At 64.4% G+C, this 19,133-nt stretch carries 17 protein-coding genes and 3 tRNA genes; 13 read left to right on the top strand and 7 right to left on the bottom strand.

All coding sequences use genetic code 11. From position 1 onward, the window contains the following. Positions 1-22 precede the first annotated feature (22 nt). The 3 genes from NAV27_RS14880 to NAV27_RS14890 all read right to left on the bottom strand — a co-directional run bounded on the left by NAV27_RS14880 (position 23) and on the right by NAV27_RS14890 (position 2,908). Positions 23-1,615 (bottom strand): sensor histidine kinase, encoded by a 1,593-nt coding sequence (locus NAV27_RS14880; protein WP_102828256.1) that lies wholly within the window; start codon positions 1,613-1,615, stop codon positions 23-25. Next, complete coding sequence (locus tag NAV27_RS14885) at positions 1,605-1,832, bottom strand: PP0621 family protein (protein WP_102827809.1); 228 nt, start codon at positions 1,830-1,832, stop codon at positions 1,605-1,607. Before NAV27_RS14885 ends, NAV27_RS14880 begins: the two co-directional genes overlap by 11 nt. Positions 1,833-1,918: 86 nt before the next feature. Continuing rightward, positions 1,919-2,908 (bottom strand): outer membrane protein assembly factor BamD, encoded by a 990-nt coding sequence (locus tag NAV27_RS14890; protein WP_008569738.1) that lies wholly within the window; start codon positions 2,906-2,908, stop codon positions 1,919-1,921. Positions 2,909-3,055: 147 nt separating this feature from the next. Here NAV27_RS14890 and rluD point away from each other — a divergent pair, with 147 nt between their 5' ends. The 6 genes from rluD to NAV27_RS14920 all read left to right on the top strand — a co-directional run bounded on the left by rluD (position 3,056) and on the right by NAV27_RS14920 (position 7,950). Further along, on the top strand, positions 3,056-4,030 hold the full coding sequence (rluD, locus tag NAV27_RS14895) for a 23S rRNA pseudouridine(1911/1915/1917) synthase RluD (RefSeq protein WP_102827808.1): 975 nt from the start codon (positions 3,056-3,058) through the stop codon (positions 4,028-4,030). Next, positions 4,027-4,764, top strand: coding sequence for a peptidoglycan editing factor PgeF (gene pgeF, locus NAV27_RS14900; protein ID WP_102827807.1), 738 nt, complete (start codon positions 4,027-4,029; stop codon positions 4,762-4,764). Before rluD ends, pgeF begins: the two co-directional genes overlap by 4 nt. A 176-nt stretch (positions 4,765-4,940) precedes the next feature. Further along, positions 4,941-7,505, top strand: coding sequence for an ATP-dependent chaperone ClpB (gene clpB / locus NAV27_RS14905; RefSeq protein ID WP_102827806.1), 2,565 nt, complete (start codon positions 4,941-4,943; stop codon positions 7,503-7,505). Positions 7,506-7,707: 202 nt separating this feature from the next. Continuing rightward, positions 7,708-7,783, top strand: a tRNA-Asn gene (locus tag NAV27_RS14910). A 9-nt stretch (positions 7,784-7,792) separates the two neighbouring features. Beyond that, positions 7,793-7,869, top strand: a tRNA-Pro gene (locus NAV27_RS14915). A gap of 5 nt (positions 7,870-7,874) precedes the next feature. Further along, positions 7,875-7,950 (top strand) — tRNA-Lys (locus NAV27_RS14920). A gap of 109 nt (positions 7,951-8,059) precedes the next feature. On the opposite strand, the gene NAV27_RS14925 is transcribed toward NAV27_RS14920, so the two are convergent. Then, a complete protein-coding gene (locus NAV27_RS14925; RefSeq protein WP_008569742.1) occupies positions 8,060-8,233 on the bottom strand; it encodes a DUF3094 family protein in 174 nt (57 codons plus the stop codon). Between the two features lie 95 nt (positions 8,234-8,328). Next, positions 8,329-10,584: a DUF1631 domain-containing protein gene (locus NAV27_RS14930; RefSeq protein WP_102827805.1), complete on the bottom strand. Its 2,256-nt coding sequence runs from the start codon at positions 10,582-10,584 to the stop codon at positions 8,329-8,331. A 286-nt stretch (positions 10,585-10,870) separates the two neighbouring features. Between NAV27_RS14930 and nadC the strand changes: the two genes are divergently transcribed. Continuing rightward, a complete protein-coding gene (gene nadC, locus NAV27_RS14935; protein WP_102827804.1) occupies positions 10,871-11,719 on the top strand; it encodes a carboxylating nicotinate-nucleotide diphosphorylase in 849 nt (282 codons plus the stop codon). Positions 11,720-11,762: 43 nt separating this feature from the next. On the opposite strand, the gene NAV27_RS14940 is transcribed toward nadC, so the two are convergent. After that, on the bottom strand, positions 11,763-12,194 hold the full coding sequence (locus NAV27_RS14940; protein ID WP_008569745.1) for a Z-ring associated ZapG family protein: 432 nt from the start codon (positions 12,192-12,194) through the stop codon (positions 11,763-11,765). A gap of 140 nt (positions 12,195-12,334) precedes the next feature. On the opposite strand from NAV27_RS14940, the gene NAV27_RS14945 reads away from it, so the two are divergent. The 3 genes from NAV27_RS14945 to zapE all read left to right on the top strand — a co-directional run bounded on the left by NAV27_RS14945 (position 12,335) and on the right by zapE (position 15,624). Continuing rightward, positions 12,335-12,961 (top strand): alpha/beta hydrolase, encoded by a 627-nt coding sequence (locus NAV27_RS14945; RefSeq protein WP_102827803.1) that lies wholly within the window; start codon positions 12,335-12,337, stop codon positions 12,959-12,961. Between the two features lie 68 nt (positions 12,962-13,029). Continuing rightward, positions 13,030-14,388 carry a tryptophan--tRNA ligase gene (locus NAV27_RS14950; RefSeq protein WP_102827802.1) on the top strand — a complete coding sequence of 453 codons (1,359 nt, stop codon included), beginning with the start codon at positions 13,030-13,032 and terminating at the stop codon, positions 14,386-14,388. Positions 14,389-14,529: 141 nt separating this feature from the next. Then, positions 14,530-15,624 (top strand): cell division protein ZapE, encoded by a 1,095-nt coding sequence (zapE, locus tag NAV27_RS14955; protein WP_043299411.1) that lies wholly within the window; start codon positions 14,530-14,532, stop codon positions 15,622-15,624. Between the two features lie 54 nt (positions 15,625-15,678). Here the strand turns inward: zapE and NAV27_RS14960 are convergent, their stop codons facing one another. Next, entirely contained in the window at positions 15,679-16,668 is a 990-nt protein-coding gene (locus NAV27_RS14960; RefSeq protein ID WP_077682094.1) for a GlxA family transcriptional regulator, read from the bottom strand. A gap of 148 nt (positions 16,669-16,816) precedes the next feature. Between NAV27_RS14960 and nfi the strand changes: the two genes are divergently transcribed. The 3 genes from nfi (at position 16,817) to ampE (ending at position 19,009) form a co-directional block, all read left to right on the top strand. Next, entirely contained in the window at positions 16,817-17,530 is a 714-nt protein-coding gene (gene nfi / locus NAV27_RS14965) for a deoxyribonuclease V (protein ID WP_102828255.1), read from the top strand. A gap of 68 nt (positions 17,531-17,598) precedes the next feature. Continuing rightward, positions 17,599-18,150 (top strand): 1,6-anhydro-N-acetylmuramyl-L-alanine amidase AmpD, encoded by a 552-nt coding sequence (gene ampD, locus NAV27_RS14970; RefSeq protein ID WP_102827801.1) that lies wholly within the window; start codon positions 17,599-17,601, stop codon positions 18,148-18,150. Positions 18,151-18,172: 22 nt separating this feature from the next. After that, positions 18,173-19,009: a regulatory signaling modulator protein AmpE gene (gene ampE / locus NAV27_RS14975; RefSeq protein ID WP_102827800.1), complete on the top strand. Its 837-nt coding sequence runs from the start codon at positions 18,173-18,175 to the stop codon at positions 19,007-19,009. Positions 19,010-19,133 lie beyond the last annotated feature (124 nt).

The raw sequence follows: 19,133 nt of genomic DNA on the forward strand, positions 1-19,133 counted from the left end.
GGTGCGCCCGTGATAGGCGCGTTCAGCCGGTCTTGCTCGCATGCGCAAAGACGATATGAAAGCAGCTGCCACCCCCCGGGCGCTCGCGGTAATCCAGGCGTGCCTGGTTGCTTTCGCACAGCTCGCGGGAAATATACAGGCCCAGCCCGGTACCCTTGCTCTCGGTGGTGAAGAAGGGTTCGAAAATGTTCTGCAGCTGCTCGGTGGCCACTCCGTCGCCATCGTCGAGGACTTCAACCACCGGCAGGTCGCTGGCCGGGTCGCGATACAGGCGCAACCATACCTGGGCGCGGGCATGGCGCAAGCCGCTGTAGCGCAGGCCGTTCTGCACGAGGTTGGTCAGCACCTGGGTGAGCTGGTTGGGGTCCATGCGTGTCTGCAGGGAGCTGCCGATGACTTCCAGGTGCACGCTCTGCTGTGGTGCCAGGGTGTTGCGCAGCTCGCTGACGAAGCGGTGCAGCCAGTACTTGAGATCCAGTAGCTGCGGTTCGGCCTGGCGTCGGCGCGAGAGCTGCAGGACGTTCTCGATGACCAGGTTCATGCGTCGCGAATGATCCTGGATGATCTGCGCCAGACGCCGGTCCGCAGCATCCAGGGATTCGGATTCGTGCAGCAGCTGCGCCGCGTGGCTGATGGCACCAAGCGGGTTGCGGATTTCGTGGGCGATGCTGGCGGTCAGTCGGCCGAGCGAGGCGAGCTTGAGCTGCTGGGCCTTCTGCGCGATGTGCGAGCTGTCCTCGAGAAACACCAGCGTGTTGCGTTTCTCGCCGTGCTGCAGCGAGGCGAAACTCGGCTGCACGATCGGGCCGCTCTGGCCGATCTTCAGCGGCTCCGGGCGCAGGGTCGGGTTGCTTTGCCATTGCTGCAGACGATTCAGCAGGTCCGGGCAGTATTCGGCGAGCGGCATTCCGCCGGTCTCCGGTTGCTCGAGCAGCTGTTGCGCGCCCTGATTGGCCAGCAGCACTTGTCGTTGCGGATCGAGGACCAGGATGCCGGTGCGCATGCGTTGCAGAATCAGCGCGTTCAATGCCTCCAGGTTGGCGACATCCTCGGCCCGCTGACGCGCCAGGTGTTCGCTGGCCTGCAGGCGGCGGGTCAAGCCCTGCACCAGCAGGGCGGCGGCAAAGCACAGGGTGCCCAGCGCTGCGGCCTGGACGAACTGGCGCGCGGCTTCTGGCTTGCTCAGGCTGAGATAGAAGGTCAGATAGATCAGACCGATCGCCGCGACCGCGGCGACGAAGAAGCCGACCCGTCCGCGCAGCAGAATGTTGGCGATGGCCACGGCGACGATCAGCAGATTGCCGATGCCACTGGGGGTGCCGCCGGCGAAGTAGAACAGCCCCGACAGCAGGATCACGTCCATTAGCGCCAGGCCCAGCACTGGCAGATCCCGTTTCGGGTTCTGCACCAGCACGGACACGATGATGTTGAGGATCAGGTAGAGCCAGGCGCCGTTGCTGAACAGCGCCGGATTGCTCATCTGCAGCAGGCTGTCGTGCAGGTCGCTGCTGATCAGCAGCACCAGCGCCAGGCCGATGGTCAGGCGATAAAGATGATACAGCCGCAGGATGCGCCGGCCCTGGTCGCCCAGGAAGGCCAGGTTCTCAGTGCCCACCAGCCTCGCCATCCTGCAGATGCGCCTGGCTGCAATACCAGTGTTCCTTGCCCTGTACCGCCTGCGTGCGCGGCAGGTGCACGCCGCAATGAGCGCAGCGCACCATTGGTTGCGCGCTCGGCTCGGGGTTGCGCTCGGGCTTGCGCGTCATGCGTCGCCACAGCCAGAAGGCGGCGGCGATCAGAGCGATCCAGAACAGCAGGCGAAGCAGGCCCATTTATCCCTTCCTGACATGCGCAACGAGATTGCATAACGCCCGGCGGCGTTGGGGCTCACCGGGCCAGACGGTTATTGACGCGGGTGTCAGTCGAACAGGCCGAAGGTCATGTAGCTCCACCAGGAGCGTTCTTCGCTTGGTTGTTCGGCTTCCTTGAGCACGGGGCGCAGCTCTTCCGGCAGGTCCTGCGCGGCGGCTTCGTACTGACGAATCACGTCCCGGTTGGCGCGTGAGGTGTCCGGGCGCGGCGCTTCGCTTTCGATCAGGCCGAGGGTGGCCTGGCTCAGCCAGCCGCGGGTGTCGGCCTCGGTTTCACGCGGGGTGAAGGTGCCTTCTTCCAGCGTCTCGTGGTCCGGGTAGTTGGTTTCGAGGGTCTGCAGGCTGGTCGCTGCCAGCTCCTCGAGGCCCAGGCGCTGATAGGCCTCGGTCATCACCGCCAGGCCGTCGGCGACTGCCGGCGTGCCCTGGAAGTTTTCCACCACGTAGCGGCCGCGGTTGGCCGCGGCGACGTAGGCCTGACGCTTGAGGTAGTAGTGCGCGACGTGGATCTCGTTGGCCGCCAGCAGGTTGCGCAGGTAGATCATGCGCGCCTTGGCGTCCGGGGCGTAGCGGCTGTTGGGGTAGCGACTGGTGAGTTGGGCGAATTCGTTGAACGAATCGCGGGCGGCACCGGGGTCGCGCTTGGTCATGTCCAGCGGCAGGAAACGGGCGAGCAGGCCGCGATCCTGGTCGAACGAGGCCAGACCCTTGAGGTAGTAGGCATAGTCGACGTTCGGATGCTGCGGGTGCAGGCGGATGAAGCGTTCCGCCGAGGAGCGTGCGGCTTCCGGTTCGAGGTTGCGATAGTAGGCGTAGATCAGTTCCAGCTGGGCCTGCTCGGCGAAGCGGCCGAACGGATAGCGCGATTCCAGGGCCTTGAGCTTGCTGATCGCACTGGTATAAGCCTTGTTGTCCAGGTCGGCTTGGGCCTGCTGATACAGTTCGACTTCACCCAGGTTTTCGTCGACGGTCTCGGTGGAGGAGCAGGCGGCGGTAAGGGCGAGGATGGCGATCAGCAGCAGGTGTTTCACTTGCATGGCGGCTTGCGTCCCTGTGACGGCTGGCTGTCTCGCACGGAGCCGTCCTGTTATGATGAGCGCCCCGGTCAGCCGGGACAAAGACGCCGTATTTAAACACAAGCGTGCAGGCGAAACCAAAGCCTGCGCCCCCGCCGCAGTGCCCCTATGTCCGAGATTTCCAAACAGGCTATTCATATGCGTGCCGAGGTGCCGTTCGACCTCGGCGGCCAACGTCTCGACCAGGTCGCGGCACAGTTGTTTTCCGAGCATTCGCGTTCGCGCCTGGCTGCCTGGATCAAGGACGGCCTGCTGAGGGTCGACGGCGCCGTGCTGCGCCCGCGCGATACGGTGCACGCCGGCGCGATCCTCGAATTGAACGCCGAGCAGCAGGCGCAGGGCGAGTGGCTGGCACAGGAGATTCCGCTCGATATCGTCTACGAGGACGAGCACATCCTGGTCATCGACAAACCGGCCGGGCTGGTTGTGCATCCAGCCGCCGGGCATGCCGACGGCACGCTGCTCAATGCATTGCTGCACCACGTGCCTGACCTGATCAACGTGCCGCGCGCCGGCATCGTGCATCGTCTGGACAAGGACACCACCGGCCTGATGGTGGTCGCCAAGACGTTGCAGGCGCAGACACGGCTGGTCGAGCAGTTGCAGGCGCGCAGCGTCAGCCGCATCTATGAGGCGATCGTGGTCGGTGTGGTCATCACCGGCGGCACCGTCGATGCGCCGATTGGTCGCCACGGTCAGCAGCGCCAGCGCATGGCAGTGGTGGAAGGCGGCAAGCCGGCGGTCAGCCATTTCCGCGTGCTTGAACGCTTCCGTGCGCACACCCATGTGCGGGTCAAGCTGGAAACCGGGCGCACCCACCAGATTCGCGTGCATATGACTCACATCGGCTATCCGCTGGTGGGCGATCCGCTGTATGCCGGACGCTTCCGCATTCCGCCGGCGGCCAATCCGACGCTGGTGCAGACCCTGCGCGAGTTCCCGCGCCAGGCGCTGCACGCGCGTTTCCTCGAGCTGGATCATCCGGCCACTGGCGAGCGGATGAAGTGGGAGTCGCCGCTGCCGGATGACTTCGTCTGGCTGTTGACGCTGCTGCAGCAGGATCGCGAGGCGTTCGTCGGGTGAGCGGCTGGCCGCACGGCTGGCTGCTGCCGGACTGGCCGGCCCCGGCGACGATCCGTGCCTGCGTGACCACCCGCACGGGCGGTATGAGCGTGCCGCCGTTCGACAGCTTCAACCTCGGCGATCACGTTGGCGACGATCCGTCGGCGGTCGCCTGGAATCGCCAGCATTTGCAGGGTCTGCTTGGTTGTCGACCGGTCTGGTTGAGCCAGGTGCATTCGAGTACGGCGATCAAGGCCGTTGCCGGCAGTTGCGCGACGGCTGATGCCAGCTGGAGCGATGTGCCGGGTGAGGCCTGCGCAGTGCTGACTGCGGATTGCCTGCCGGTACTGTTCTGCAACCGAGCCGGCACGCGCGTCGCGGCGGCGCACGCGGGCTGGCGGGGGCTGGCCGGCGGCGTGCTCGAGATGACGCTCGGCGCGCTGGCGGTACCGGCTGCGGAGCTGCTGGTCTGGCTCGGGCCGGCCATCGGTCCGGCGGTGTTTGAGGTCGGACCCGAGGTGCGCGAGGCATTCGTGGCGCAGCATGTCGATGCGGCCGAGGCGTTTACGCCAAGCCGTAACGCCGGGCGTTTCATGGCCGATCTGTACCAGCTGGCCCGCATTCGACTGGCTGCGGTCGGCGTCGACGCCGTTTATGGCGGTGGGCTGTGTACGTTCAGCGACGCGCGCTTCTATTCGTACCGTCGGGCCGCGCGTACCGGCCGCTTCGCCAGCCTGGTGTGGATCGACGGCTGAGCGACGCGCTGAGGCCGGTCGCGCTGACCTGTCGCCGGTTCGCCCTGCCGCATGACATGCATCAATGCCGTCTGGCTTGAATCGCCAACAATCATCCTCATCTATTCTGCATCTCGCGGGTTTTTGTCATGGCGCGACTCGGTGTGCCGGCCCGCTTCACTTGAGGATGAACGTTCATGCGTATCGATCGTCTGACCAGCAAGCTCCAGCTTGCGCTCTCCGATGCACAATCCATTGCGGTTGGCCTGGATCATCCGGCTATCGAACCGCTGCACCTGATGCAGGCCCTGCTGGAGCAGCAGGGCGGCTCGATCAGGCCATTGCTGATGCAGGTGGGCTTCGATATCGCCGCGCTGCGTCAGGCGCTGACCAAAGAACTCGATCAGCTACCCAAGCTGCAGAACCCGACTGGCGACATGAACATGTCCCAGGATCTGGCGCGTCTGCTCAATCAGGCCGACCGCCTGGCGCAGCAGAAGGGCGACCAGTTCATCTCCAGCGAGCTGGTGCTGCTGGCGGCTCTCGATGCGAATACCCGTCTCGGCAAACTACTGCTGGCGCAAGGTGTATCGAAGAAGGCGCTGGAAAACGCCATCGCCAACTTGCGCGGTGGCGAAGCGGTCAACGACCCCAACGCCGAGGAGTCACGTCAGGCGCTGGACAAGTACACGGTGGACATGACCAAGCGTGCCGAGGACGGCAAGCTCGATCCGGTGATCGGTCGTGACGACGAGATCCGTCGCACCATCCAGGTTCTGCAGCGGCGTACCAAGAACAACCCGGTACTGATCGGCGAGCCGGGCGTGGGCAAGACCGCCATCGTCGAGGGTCTGGCCCAGCGCATCGTCAATGGCGAGGTCCCTGACGGCCTGAAGGACAAGCGCCTGCTGGCGCTCGACATGGGCGCGCTGATCGCCGGTGCTAAGTTCCGCGGCGAGTTCGAGGAGCGCCTCAAGGCGGTGCTCAACGAGCTGTCCAAGCAGGAAGGGCGGGTGATCCTGTTCATCGACGAGCTGCACACCATGGTCGGTGCCGGCAAGGCCGAAGGTGCGATGGATGCCGGCAACATGCTTAAGCCGGCCCTGGCGCGCGGTGAGCTGCACTGCGTCGGCGCCACCACGCTGGATGAGTACCGCCAGTACATCGAGAAGGACGCGGCGCTGGAGCGGCGCTTCCAGAAGGTGCTGGTGGACGAGCCGAGCGAGGAGGACACCATCGCCATCCTGCGTGGCCTGAAGGAGCGCTACGAAGTGCACCACGGCGTGACCATTACCGACGGTGCAATCATCGCCGCGGCCAAGCTCAGCCATCGCTACATCACCGACCGCCAGTTGCCGGACAAGGCCATCGACCTGATCGACGAGGCGGCCAGCCGTATTCGCATGGAGATCGATTCCAAGCCCGAGGCACTGGATCGTCTGGATCGCCGGCTGATCCAGCTGAAGATCGAGCGCGAGGCGCTGAAGAAGGAAGACGATGAGGCGACCCGCAAGCGTCTGGCCAAGCTGGAAGACGATATCGCCAAGCTGGAGAAGGAGTACGCCGACCTCGAGGAAATCTGGAAGTCGGAGAAGGCCGAAGTGCAGGGCTCTGCCCAGCTGCAGCAGAAGATCGAGCAGGCCAAGGCCGATCTCGAGGCAGCGCGGCGCAAGGGCGACCTGGCGCGCATGGCTGAGCTGCAGTACGGGATCATTCCCGATCTGGAGCGCAGCCTGCAGATGGTCGATCAGCACGGCAAGACCGAGAACCAGCTGCTGCGCAACAAGGTGACCGACGAAGAGATCGCCGAGGTGGTCTCCAAGTGGACCGGCATCCCCGTGTCGAAGATGCTCGAAGGAGAACGCGAAAAGCTGCTGCGCATGGAGGATATGTTGCACCAGCGGGTCATCGGTCAGCACGAGGCAGTGGTCGCGGTGGCCAATGCGGTGCGCCGCTCACGCGCTGGCCTGGCCGATCCGAATCGGCCGAGCGGCTCGTTCCTCTTCCTCGGCCCGACCGGTGTCGGCAAGACCGAGCTGTGCAAGGCGCTGGCCGAGTTTCTCTTCGATACCGAGGAGGCAATGATCCGCATCGACATGTCCGAGTTCATGGAGAAGCACTCGGTGGCGCGGCTGATCGGTGCACCGCCGGGCTATGTTGGCTACGAGGAGGGCGGTTATCTGACCGAGGCGGTGCGGCGCAAACCGTACTCCGTGGTGCTGATGGATGAGGTGGAAAAGGCGCATCCGGACGTGTTCAACGTCTTGCTGCAGGTGCTGGAAGACGGGCGTCTCACCGATAGTCACGGACGCACGGTGGACTTCAAGAACACCGTGATCGTGATGACCTCCAACCTCGGCTCGATGCAGATTCAGGAGCTGGTCGGCGATCCCGACGCCCAGCGGGCGGCGGTGATGGACGCGGTGGGGCATCATTTCCGTCCCGAATTCATCAACCGTATCGATGAGGTGGTGGTATTCGATCCGCTGGCACGCGAGCAGATCGCCGGCATCGCCGAAATTCAGCTGGCGCGCCTGCGCAAGCGTCTGGCGGAGCGCGAGCTGAGCCTGGAGCTGACGCAGGAGGCGATGGACAAGCTGATTGCCGTCGGTTACGACCCGGTATACGGCGCGCGGCCGCTCAAGCGTGCGATCCAGCGCTGGATCGAGAACCCGTTGGCGCAGCAGATCCTGGCCGGCCAGTTCGCGCCAGGCAGCATGATCAAGGCGCGGGTGGAGGGCGATCAGGTGGTTTTCGCCTGAGCTGACGGAACAGGCCTGCGTGGTGCCTCGGAGGTGCTGCGCGGGCATTGGGTTGTCGAGCGATGCCTCATTTGCCTCGGCTGAGTGCAACACATTGTCCTGAATCGCATTTCCAGGCTTGACAGCGTTATCGGGAACCGTAAAATGGCGCGCCTCTGAAGCGGGAACATAAGTACCGCCGAGGAGCTGGAATGTAAGTTGTTCCGCGATAGCTCAGTCGGTAGAGCAAATGACTGTTAATCATTGGGTCCCTGGTTCGAGTCCAGGTCGCGGAGCCAAATTCCAATCGGGGTATAGCGCAGTCCGGTAGCGCGCCTGCTTTGGGAGCAGGATGTCGGGAGTTCGAATCCCCCTACCCCGACCATTTTTGGGTCGTTAGCTCAGTTGGTAGAGCAGTTGGCTTTTAACCAATTGGTCGTAGGTTCGAATCCTACACGACCCACCATACAAGGCTTCGCAGGAAGCCATAGAAAGCTGGATGTCAGAAATGGCATCCAGCTTTTTTTATGGCTCGTTTTTGTGAAGAAGGATTCCGCTCGCGCTAGTGCCTTGCCTCACGTTACCAGGCGGCCCAGCAGCCGGCTCAGCAGGCCGAGGCCTAGAACCACGCTCAGTACCAACGCGAGCAGGAGCCACGGGCGGAACGGCTGGCGCTCGACCTGATGCTGTGGTGCGCTGAGATAGTCGTCTACGCGCTGCTGGTCTTCGGGATTCAGGCGGCTGGACATAAGCACCTCGAATGGCGTGTGCTGAGTCTAGTCGTGCTGTGTGAAATGCCAAGCGCGTGGCCGCGAGGCCCGTAAAGGGCTCGCGTCACGGGGGGTTAGTTGTTCTTCAATTTGCGCAGGTTGCCGATCACGGACTCCAGTGCGCGGTCGAACAGCAGCGTGTCGTTGAGTAGACGGATGGCGCCGCGCTGGAACTCGCTGGCCAGGCCCATGCGGGTTTTCTCCAGGACCTTCATGCCGGTGCGGTTGACGAAGATGTAGCGGCCGGTCGGTTTGATCACAGCGGCCAGTTTGCAGCGCAGCTTGTGCTCTTCGTCTTCCTGGAACTCTACCCAGCTACCCACGCGCAGATTGTCGACCTGGTTCAGCGCCGCATCGTGCTCGGGCAGGCAGGCCTCGGGTTGACGCTCGCGACTTTCGCCGGGCGTCAGCAGCTGAATTTCCTCGACCACTTCGACCATGACGGGCGCTGGCGGAGTGGTGATTTCGGCTTGGGTGGCGGGCTGGACAGCGTCCATGCTCGCGGCCGCTTCGGCTACAGGCTGCTCGAAGCGTTGCAGTGTCTGTACGTGCAGGGCCTCCAGCTGGGTGAAGAACTCTCCGGTGGAGAACGGATCGAACGCGGCGCTGGTCAGGCCTTCGCGCAGGGACTTGAGCAGGTTGGGCACCAGCTGCATGAGCTGCTCGCGCGACTGTTCATCGGCATGCGGCGTCACGCTCCAGATCAGCTCGTCCATCGTCATTAATGCATCGTCCCACTGCGACGACTGCGTGCCATGCTTCAGGCAGATCAGCAGCAGGACCTTGCTCCAGGCCTCCTGTAGCAGGCGTACCACCACTTCGGGCAGAGTCTTGCCGAGAAGACGCTGATTGAGCGCCTGTTCGACGGCCTGACGGGCGATCTCGGCCTTGGCGCGTCCTTCCTCGGCATCGCGGGTGCGTTGCTCAAGCAGCTCGCTGCGCCGGCGCTCATCGCCGATGAAGGCGAGGAAATCCGCCAGCAGCTCGGAGAAGATGCTCGGGTCGTCGGTGAAGTCATTCAGCAGGCGCGCCACGATCTGCTCGATCTTCTGATACAGACTGTCGCGCTGCGCTTCGTCCTGATCGCTCCAGCCCAGAGCAGCCGAGGCGATCTCGTTGAGCAGGCGGCGAGCCGGGTGGCTGCCGCGGCTGAAGAACGTCTTGTCCAGTACCGCTACTTTGAGCAGCGGTATCTGCAGGCGGCCGATCAGGGCTTTGAGCGAATCCGGCAGATTGCGATCGTCGAGAATGAACTCGAACAGCATCGACACCAGATTGATCACGTCTTCGTCGACTTCGCCAACCACACGCGACTTGCCGCTCTTGGCGCTCACGCGCTGGAGTAGCTGGTCGAGTTGTCCTTGCAGGTTGTGCTCGTCAACGGTTTGCGGTGCGCGTGCCTGCATGTGCGATAGCAGGCGCAGCAGGTCGTTGCTGGAGATCGGGATCGCGTCGCTGGGCGCGCTGCGTGGGGCCAGTGCGCTGCTGTTGCGGGCTTCGGAAAGCAGATCAAGCAGTGCACTGAAGACGGCTTCCTGCTGACCGCTCTCGTGTATGTTCGTCTGGCTGGCATGCGTGCTTGCGGAGCTGCTGGTGCTGACGCCAGCGCTCGGCCGGTGTGGGCGGTGTGGAACGGTCGATTGCAGTTCGGGCAGGATGCCGGCTGCTGCGAGCGTCAGGTTGGCGTCCGCGTAGAGTTGATCCAGCTCGGTCAGTACGTACTTTTCGAAGAGCTTGAGAATGATCAGTTTGACCTTGATCGGCACGCCGAGGCTGCTGCAAGCGGCAAGGAAGTAGTCGCAGATCGCGCTCGGGCCGAGCGGGTTGGACTTGTCGTCGAGCTTTCTGGTGACCAGCGCGTTCATGCGGGTCGTCAGGTGGCCGAGCGCAGGGATGGTGCGCCCAGTTACTTTGGTCACCATCGTGTCGATTGCGACGGATTCTTCCAGCTCGTCGTTCTGCACCAGGCTGAGGCTGTCGAAGGTCACGCCTTCGAGCGGTTGGGGCTTGCCGATCTCGTACTGGTTGAGCGTGGCGAAGGCTTCGAACAGCTGATGCAGAAAGCTGCGCTCGATGGTGCGTCGCTTCATGCGCAGGTCGCGCATGGCTTCGAAGAAGGCGCTTTGTTCGGTATTGCTGGTGGCGCGGTCGGCGATCTCGAACAGCGAATCGTCGGCGTTATCGAACAGTGTCTGCAACGCTTGGCGCAGTTGCTGGGCAGCCTTGTCGCGGACGCTGATCAGCGCTACCGGCAACTTAGCGGCCGGTGACGTTGGTCTGTGCTCAGGGGTGGCCTTGTTCAGGTGCACCACTTTGGCATCGGTTCGCATCGAGACTCTCCTGTGGTCGCCGGCCGGTCGGGCGGTCACGTACGCTTCGTGGGCGTCAAGGGTAACAAAAGGCGCTGAAAGGCGTCATTTATGTGGCGCCAGAATAATTAAGCGGATTATCGGCCACCAGTGTGGCTAATCGAATCCGCATTTTTGCCCGGCATGATCCATGTCACAGATACCTGGCGAGTTTCTGCCGAACGGTCAGCGCAGGCGGTCTATGTCGGAGGTCGCGCTCCTTTGCGGGCCGCCTTTATACTTCGGATCAAACCATGTGGAGTCTGCCATGCCTAACCTGATACTTGCCGATCTTTCCGCTGAAATTGATGCCACCGTTCGTCGGGCGCTTGCGGAAGATATCGGTAGCGGCGACATCACCGCGCAACTGATTCCGGCAGAGCGTCTGGCGCACGCTTCGGTCATCACCCGTGAGGCGGCGGTAATCAGCGGTGTGGCATGGGTCGATGCGGTATTCCGCCAGCTTGATCCGCGGGTCGCGGTGCACTGGCAAGTGGCCGATGGCGAGCGAGTCGAGGCCGATCAGGTGCTGTTTCATCTCGAGGGGCCGGCGCGCGCGCTGCTGACTGGTGAGCGCACGGCGCTGAATTTTCTACAGATGCTGTCCGGCGTTGCGACCAGCTGTAGGCACTATGCCGATCTGGTCGAGGGTACCGGCGTGAAGCTGCTCGACACCCGCAAGACGCTGCCAGGCCTGCGGCTGGCGCAGAAGTACGCGGTGACCTGTGGTGGCTGCCACAACCATCGTATCGGCCTCTACGATGCGTTCCTGATCAAGGAGAACCACATTGCCGCCTGCGGCAGTATCGCCCAGGCGATCGTGGCGGCGCATCGTATCGCCCCGGGCAAGCCGGTCGAGGTCGAGGTCGAGAGTCTCGACGAGCTGGAGCAGGCGCTGCAGGCCGGCGCCGATATCGTCATGCTGGACGAGCTGAGCCTCGACGACATGCGTACGGCAGTCGGCTTGGCACGCGGTCGCGCCAAGCTGGAGGCGTCTGGCGGGATCGGCGAGGAGACTTTGCTGGCGGTTGCGCAGACCGGGGTCGATTACATCTCCATCGGCGCGCTGACCAAGCATGTACGCGCGGTGGATCTGTCGATGCGTCTGCGGCAGTAAAAGAGGAGGGATGCGGGAGCGCCATGGCGCTCCCGCCAGCGCTTCAGTGGCGCTGCTTGAAGCCGAAGTTTTCGTGCAGCGTGCCAGGGGCGTCATCGTCCTTGGGCGCATAGTCCTTCGGTGGTTCGGTGAACGCCGGCGAGCTCAGACGTTCGCGCGGGCTGGAATGGTCGTCGTTGCGCAGCGCGGCGAGCAGGCGCTCGCGGGTCTGCTCGTCGAGCGCCAGGCGGTCGGCGCCTTCGCTCAGGTGGTCCTGAATGTCCTGGTAGCTGCTGGTGAGCTTGCGCAGCAGGGCGGCAGTCGTGTTGAAGTGGGTAACCACTTCGCTCTGGTAGGTATCGAAACGCTCCTGCAGGTCGTCCACCTGGCGTTGCGTACGGTTGGGCGCGCTGTTGCGGGCCACCAGGTAGCCAATGGCGATGCCGGCGATGAGGCCGACGATCGGGAGCAACCAGGTCGCGAGGGTCTGTTCCACGAGTCCTTCCTTCTATGTAAAACGGCTGTGCTTACGTTAACTTCTCATACCTGCGCTGTACACCGTGGCAAGCCCGCGGCATTCGGCAACTGGTAAAGCAAGACGAGTCGACTCGTCCCAAGGTCACGGAGTTCCTTCCCTTGCTGAAACGCGAAACCCCCCTCTCTCTCGACGGCCCATGCGGTGCGCTGGAAGCCCTGTACTTCGATCAACCGCAGGCCCGAGGGCTGGCGCTGATCTGCCATCCCAACCCGGTCAAGGGCGGCACGATGCTGAACAAGGTTGTCTCGACCTTGCAGCGTACGGCGCGCGACCAGGGCTACAGCACGCTGCGGTTCAACTATCGCGGGGTCGGCGGCAGCGCCGGCGAGCACGACATGCAGGAAGGCGAGGTGGACGACGCCGAAGCTGCGTTGCGCTGGCTGACGGCGCAGCGTCCCGAGCTGCCGCTCTGCCTGCTGGGATTTTCCTTCGGCGGGTTCGTGGCGGCTGCCCTGGCTGCGCGTCTTGAGGCACAGGGCCGCGCGCCGGATAAGCTGTTTCTGGTGGCGCCGGCGGTGTCGCGCCTGGCTGGCCAGACGCCGGCGGCGAAGGGCTCGCTGACCATCATTCAGCCGGAGCAGGACGAAGTGATCGACCCCGCCTCGGTGTACGCCTATTCGGCTGCGCTTACGCGCCCCCATGAGCTGCGGAAAGTGGCAGAATGCGGCCACTTTTTCCACGCCAAGCTGGTGGAGCTGAAGGAGCTGGTGGCACCCCGCCTGTAGCTTTTCGCCCGCCACGCGCAGGCACGTCCTTGTCCGTGCCTGCATCGCATCGATATGAGATCAACGCGATGAAGACCCGAATTCTCACCGGCATCACCACCACCGGCACGCCTCACCTGGGCAACTACGCCGGCGCCATCCGCCCGGCCGTGGTCGCCAGCCGCGCGGCCTCGGCCGACTCGTTCTATTTCCTAGCGGACTACCACGCACTGATCAAGTGCGATGACCCGCTGCGCATCCAGCGCTCACGTCTGGAAATCGCCGCGACCTGGCTGGCCTGCGGCCTGGACGCCGAGCGCGTGACTTTCTACCGGCAGTCCGACGTGCCGGAAATCCCCGAGCTGACCTGGCTGCTCACCTGTGTCACCGCCAAGGGTCTGCTCAACCGTGCGCACGCCTACAAGGCTTCGGTGGACAAGAATGTCGAGAATGGTGAGGACCCGGACGCCGGCGTGACGATGGGGCTGTACAGCTACCCGGTGCTGATGGCGGCGGACATTCTCATGTTCAACGCCCATAAGGTGCCGGTCGGTCGCGACCAGATCCAGCACGTCGAGATGGCGCGTGACATTGCGCAGCGCTTCAACCACCTGTTCGGCCAGGGCCGCGAGCTGTTCACCCTGCCTGAGGCCGTGATCGAAGAGAGCGTGGCAACGCTGCCGGGCCTCGACGGACGCAAGATGTCCAAGAGTTACGACAACACCATCCCGCTGTTCGGCAGCGCCAAGGAGCTGAAGGCGGCGGTAGCGCGCATCGTCACCGACTCCAAGCTGCCGGGCGAGCCGAAGGACCCGGACAGCTCGCACCTGTTCACGCTCTACCAGGCCTTCGCCACCCCGGCGCAACTGGCCGCGTTCCGGGCTGAGCTGTGTGACGGCCTGGCCTGGGGCGAAGCCAAGCAGCGACTGTTCGAGCTGCTCGACAATGAACTGAGCGAGCCGCGCGAGCTCTATCGTCAGCTGATCGCCAAGCCCGCCGAGCTCGAGGAAATTCTCCAGGCCGGCGCTGCCAAGGCGCGCCGGATCGCCACCCCGTTCCTCGGCGAGCTGCGCGAGGCAGTAGGTCTGCGCAATTTCTCCAGCCAGGCGCAGAGCGCGGCACCGGCGAAGAAAAAGGCCGGCAAGGTCGCGCGCTTCGCCAGTTTTCGCGAAGCCGACGGCGCCTTCCGCTTCCGCTTCTTCGCCGCCGATGGCGAGGAGCTGCTGTTGTCGCGGCCGCTGAGCAATCCGAAGGCGATCGGCCAGTTGACGCAGCGATTGATCGCCGGTGGGCCGGATGCGCTGGAGCTGCGGGAGGACGAAGGCAGTCAGTTCACCCTGTGGCTGGACGACGAGTGCATCGCCGATAGCCCCAGCTACGACACCGCCGAGGCCATGGATGCAGCCATGCTGCGCGTGCGTGCGGCGCTGGCGACACTGGCCGAGTAAGCGGGACCACGCGGCGTTCGGCCGGTGCGTTGTGAGACCGATCCATAGAGGAGGGCGAGAGGTTTGACCAAGCTGAGCAAATTGCCAACGACCGAGGGCGCCGCTAAAGTGTCGGCCCCGTTTCACTACCCAGACTCCGCCATGACTCCTCTTGAGCGCTATCGGGCCGACCTGCAACGTCCTGACTTTTTCCACGATGCCGCCCAGGAAAATGCGGTGCGCCATTTGCAGCGGCTGTACGACGACCTGGTAGCCGACGAGCGTGGCGGCAGTGGATTGTTCGGCAAGCTCTTCGGCAAGAAACCGCAGGGGCCGATCAAGGGCATCTATTTTTGGGGGGGCGTCGGTCGCGGCAAGACCTACCTGGTCGATACGTTCTTCGATGCGCTGCCGTTCAAGCAGAAGATGCGCACGCACTTCCACCGCTTCATGAAGCGCGTGCACGAGGAAATGCGCACGCTCAAGGGCGAGAAGAACCCGCTGACCATCATCGGCAAGCGTTTTGCCGATGAGGCACGAGTGATCTGCTTCGACGAGTTCTTCGTCTCCGACATCACCGACGCGATGATCCTCGCGACCCTGCTCGAAGAGCTGTTCAAGAACGGTGTGAGTCTGGTCGCGACTTCCAACATCGTCCCGGACGGCCTGTACAAGGACGGTTTGCAGCGCGCGCGCTTCCTGCCGGCCATCGAGCTGTTGAAGAAGCACACCGAGATCGTCAACGTCGACAGCGGCATCGACTACCGCCTGCGCGCGCTGGAACAGGCCGAGCTGTATCACTTCCCGCTGGATGCCGAGGCCGAGCTGAGCCTGGAAAAGAGCTTCCGCAGCTTGCTGACGGAAAACTGTACGGTGCTGGAAAACGAGGCGTTGCTGATCGAAAACCGCGAGATCATGGCGCGCCGGGTAGCCAATGATGTTGCCTGGTTCGAGTTCCGCGCCCTGTGCGACGGCCCGCGTAGCCAGAACGACTACATCGAGCTGGGCAAGATCTTCGAGGCGGTGCTGGTATCCAACATCGAGCAGATGAACGTGGCCAAGGACGACATGGCGCGGCGCTTCATCAACATGGTCGACGAGTTCTACGACCGTAACGTCAAGCTGATCCTTTCCGCCGAGGTCGAACTCAAGGACCTGTATGCCGGCGGACGTCTGGAGTTCGAGTTCCAGCGCACCCTCAGCCGTTTGCTGGAGATGCAGTCGCACGAATACCTCGCGCGGCCGCACAAGCCCTAACGCGATCGGGCGTTCCTTGCGCGGGAGGCGGACCGCTCGGACAGCCTCCCGACGTCAGCTGCTCTTGTGCCGATACTGCTGCCGATACTGGTTCGGCGACACATCGGTGTGCTGGCGGAACAGGCGAGCGAAGAAGCTGGCGTCGTCGTAGCCCACCTCATAGCTGATGGTCTTGATGCTCTTGCGCGTCGTCGACAGCAGGCTCTTGGCCGTCTCGATGCGCAGGCGCTGCAGGTAATGCAGCGGCTTGTCGCCGGTGGCGGCCTGGAATCGCCGCATGAAATTGCGGATGCTCATGCCGTGCTGCAGCGCGACGTCCTCGAAGCGGAATTTCTCGGCGAAGTGGTCTTCCAGCCATTCCTGAATTTGCAGCACGCGGCTGTCCAGATGCAGCTTCTGGCCGCCGAAGCCGAGCCGCCCCGGCCGGTAGCTGCGCTGCACCTCGAACAGCACATCGCGCGCCATGCCTTGCGCGACGGCAGCTCCGCAGAAGCGCTCGACCAGGTACAGATACAGATCGCACGACGACGTGGTGCCGCCGGCACAGTAGAGATTATCGCTGTCGGTCAGGTGCTTGTCCGGGCTCAGCTGTACCTGCGGGAAACGCTCGGCGAACTCGCTGGCGAAGCGCCAGTGGGTCGTCGCCTCGCGATGATCCAGCAGCCCGGCTTGAGCCATCCAGAACGCCCCGGTGGCCTCGCCACAGATCGTGCTGCCGGCCGCATGGCGATGCCGCAGCCACGTCAGCACCTGCGGATAACGCGCGCAGAGTGCATCGAAGTCGCCCCAGAAGGCGGGCAGGATCACCACGTCGGCGTCTTCCAGCGCGCCATCGACGGCTATAGTGGTGCCGCTGAAAGTGGTCACCGGCTGGCCGTCGGGGCTGACCAGGCGGGTTTCGAAGGCGGGCGCGAGGTCCGCGCCGCGCTGCCGGCCGCGGCGCAGGCTGGCCATGTGAAAGAAATCCTTGGCGTGCATGAGGGTCGAAGCGAAGACCCCTTCGGTGGCCAGGATGCTGATGCGACTGAGGGCGGGCGAGTTCATGGGCGTTTCTGATTGTTGTGTGGTAAACCGGCTGTAGGATGAAACTGCCGTCGTGCGGCGCAAGCGTCGTCTGTTTTTCCCTGACTGTCCAGCCGCCATTGCCGTCCGTCGCCCGATCGAGCGCATGATTTTCACCGAGGAGAAAACGATGAGCAGCCCCTATCCGTCGCAACCGTTCGCCGATTGGGATGGCACGCCCGCCGCCGCGCGCGCGCTGCAGCAGACGCTGGCGGCGCAGGTGCGGCTGGTGGACGACTTCCCGCCACTACGGCTAATCGCCGGTGTCGACGTGGGCTTCGAGGAGCAGGGACAGATCACCCGGGCGGCCGTCGTGCTGCTCGATGCGCAGACGCTGGAGGTGGTCGCGCAGAGCCTGACGCGCATTCCCACCTCGATGCCCTACATACCTGGGCTGCTGTCGTTTCGCGAACTGCCGGCAGTCTTGCAGGCACTGCAAGCGCTGCCGGCGGTACCCGACCTGATCTTCTCCGACGGCCACGGCATCGCTCATCCACGCCGGCTGGGGATCGCCGCGCATCTGGGCGTGGTGACCGGGCTACCGACCATCGGCGTGGCGAAGAAGATTCTCACTGGCGAACACGAGGAGCTGGGCGAGGCGCGCGGCGCGCAGGTGCCGTTGCGCGATCGCAAGACCGGCGAGGTGCTGGGTACGGTGCTGCGCAGCAAGGAGCGCGTGCGTCCGCTGATCGTGTCGCCCGGCAACCGCGTCAGCCTGGCCAGTGCACCGCGGCTGGTGATGCAGTATGTCACCCGCTACCGGCTGCCCGAACCCACCCGGTTGGCCGATCGGCTGGCCTCGCGCAGGGATGAGAAGGCGGCTGCTGCGCGGCTGCGCCGGTAGCAGGCCGACTTGCGGCGGCGGGGCCGCTGCGGCTAGCCTGCCAGCCTGCCGTCAACCAAGGTCACCCCATGTATCTGGATCGCGCGACCGGCTGGTGCGAGGGCGTTCGCCATTGCCCATCGCCGAACTTCAACGAGCGCCCGGACGGCGAGATCTCGCTGCTGGTCATTCACAACATCAGCCTGCCGCCCGGCCAGTTCGGCACCGGCCGTGTCCAGCAGTTTTTCCAGAACTGCCTGCCGTGCGGCGAGCATCCGTTCTTCGCCGAGATCGCCGAGCTGCGTGTGTCGGCGCATTTCCTCATCGAGCGCGACGGCACGATCACCCAATTCGTCTCCTGCCTCGATCGCGCCTGGCACGCCGGGGTGTCGCGCTTCGGCGAGCGCGAGGGCTGCAACGATTTTTCCCTCGGCATCGAGCTGGAGGGCACCGATTTTCAGCCGTACAGCGAGGCGCAGTACGGTGCGCTGATCGAGCTGTGCCGGCTGCTGCAGCGAGCCTATCCGGCGATCACCAGCGAGCGGATCTGCGGCCACAGCGACATCGCGCCGGGGCGCAAGACCGACCCCGGTCCGGCATTCGACTGGCTGCGGTTGCGCGCCGCCGCCATCACCTGTTGAACGAGGAAGCGAAGACGTGACGATGAGTTTTCTGGTGATTCTGCTGGTGCTGCTGATCGAGAAATTCTCCGATTGGCGGCATCGGCTGCAGCGCGATGGCGCCTGGCTTGCCCAGCTGCGCCGACTGGAGGCGCGACCGCGGCTGACCGCATCGCCGTGGCTGGCGCTCGCGCTGCTGGTGCTGTTGCCGGTACTGCTGCTGGGTTGCGTGCTGTGGCTGCTCGAACCGCTGGCCTATGGCTGGCTGAGCCTGCCGCTGCATGTGCTGGTAGTGCTGTACAGCCTCGGACGCGGCGCGGTGAAGCGTGAGCTGGGGCCGTTTCGCGATGCCTGGCGGCGTGGCGACGAGGAGGCCGCGGCGCTGGTGGCCGAGCGCGATCTGAAGCTGCGCGAAGCGGAGCCGGCGAGCCTGCTGCAGGCGGCACAGGGCCTGCTGCTCTGGCGCAGCTACGAGGGCTTTTTCGCGGTGATCTTCTGGTATGTGCTGCTCGGACCGATGGCGGCGCTGGCCTATCGGCTGCTCGCCCTGACCGTCGAGCACGCCCAGCTGGACCCGCTGCGCGAACGCGCCGCCCAGGTGCGTCACGCCTTCGACTGGCTGGCGGTACGGGTGCTGCTGGCCAGCTTCGCACTGGTCGGCAATTTCGTCGCGCTCAACCGCGCGCTGCTGCACCGCTTGCTCGACTGGGACATGCCGGCGCGCCAGCTGCTCGCCGAGGTTGGTCCGCAGGCGGCCGATCTCGAGCCGCCGATCGCCGGCGAGGCGGGTGTCGCCCGGCTCGACGCGCTCGGAGCGCTGCTGGTGCGCGCGCGCGTGCTCTGGTACGCGGCGCTCGCGCTGTGGACGCTACTCGCCTGAACCACCCCACCTGGCTGAATGATGCGCCATAGCCGCCCGCGAATACCCGCGGGCCGCCGCACTGCGGGCTGGCGGCGCTGCGATGCCATAAGGCCATTACCTTAAGTTACAAAAGCGCCTACCG

The organism is Stutzerimonas degradans (genome assembly GCF_024448505.1).
Taxonomy (GTDB): domain Bacteria; phylum Pseudomonadota; class Gammaproteobacteria; order Pseudomonadales; family Pseudomonadaceae; genus Stutzerimonas; species Stutzerimonas degradans.

What these genes read in the sequence shown, in the direction of transcription:
- NAV27_RS14885 (WP_102827809.1), bottom strand. Translation starts at nt 1,832, where the DNA reads ATGGGCCTGCTTCGCCTGCTGTTCTGGATCGCTCTGATCGCCGCCGCC.
- NAV27_RS14890 (WP_008569738.1), bottom strand. Translation starts at nt 2,908, where the DNA reads ATGCAAGTGAAACACCTGCTGCTGATCGCCATCCTCGCCCTTACCGCC.
- rluD (WP_102827808.1), top strand. Translation starts at nt 3,056, where the DNA reads ATGTCCGAGATTTCCAAACAGGCTATTCATATGCGTGCCGAGGTGCCG.
- clpB (WP_102827806.1), top strand. Translation starts at nt 4,941, where the DNA reads ATGCGTATCGATCGTCTGACCAGCAAGCTCCAGCTTGCGCTCTCCGAT.
- NAV27_RS14925 (WP_008569742.1), bottom strand. Translation starts at nt 8,233, where the DNA reads ATGTCCAGCCGCCTGAATCCCGAAGACCAGCAGCGCGTAGACGACTAT.
- NAV27_RS14930 (WP_102827805.1), bottom strand. Translation starts at nt 10,584, where the DNA reads ATGCGAACCGATGCCAAAGTGGTGCACCTGAACAAGGCCACCCCTGAG.
- nadC (WP_102827804.1), top strand. Translation starts at nt 10,871, where the DNA reads ATGCCTAACCTGATACTTGCCGATCTTTCCGCTGAAATTGATGCCACC.
- NAV27_RS14950 (WP_102827802.1), top strand. Translation starts at nt 13,030, where the DNA reads ATGAAGACCCGAATTCTCACCGGCATCACCACCACCGGCACGCCTCAC.
- zapE (WP_043299411.1), top strand. Translation starts at nt 14,530, where the DNA reads ATGACTCCTCTTGAGCGCTATCGGGCCGACCTGCAACGTCCTGACTTT.
- NAV27_RS14960 (WP_077682094.1), bottom strand. Translation starts at nt 16,668, where the DNA reads ATGAACTCGCCCGCCCTCAGTCGCATCAGCATCCTGGCCACCGAAGGG.
- nfi (WP_102828255.1), top strand. Translation starts at nt 16,817, where the DNA reads ATGAGCAGCCCCTATCCGTCGCAACCGTTCGCCGATTGGGATGGCACG.
- ampD (WP_102827801.1), top strand. Translation starts at nt 17,599, where the DNA reads ATGTATCTGGATCGCGCGACCGGCTGGTGCGAGGGCGTTCGCCATTGC.
- ampE (WP_102827800.1), top strand. Translation starts at nt 18,173, where the DNA reads ATGAGTTTTCTGGTGATTCTGCTGGTGCTGCTGATCGAGAAATTCTCC.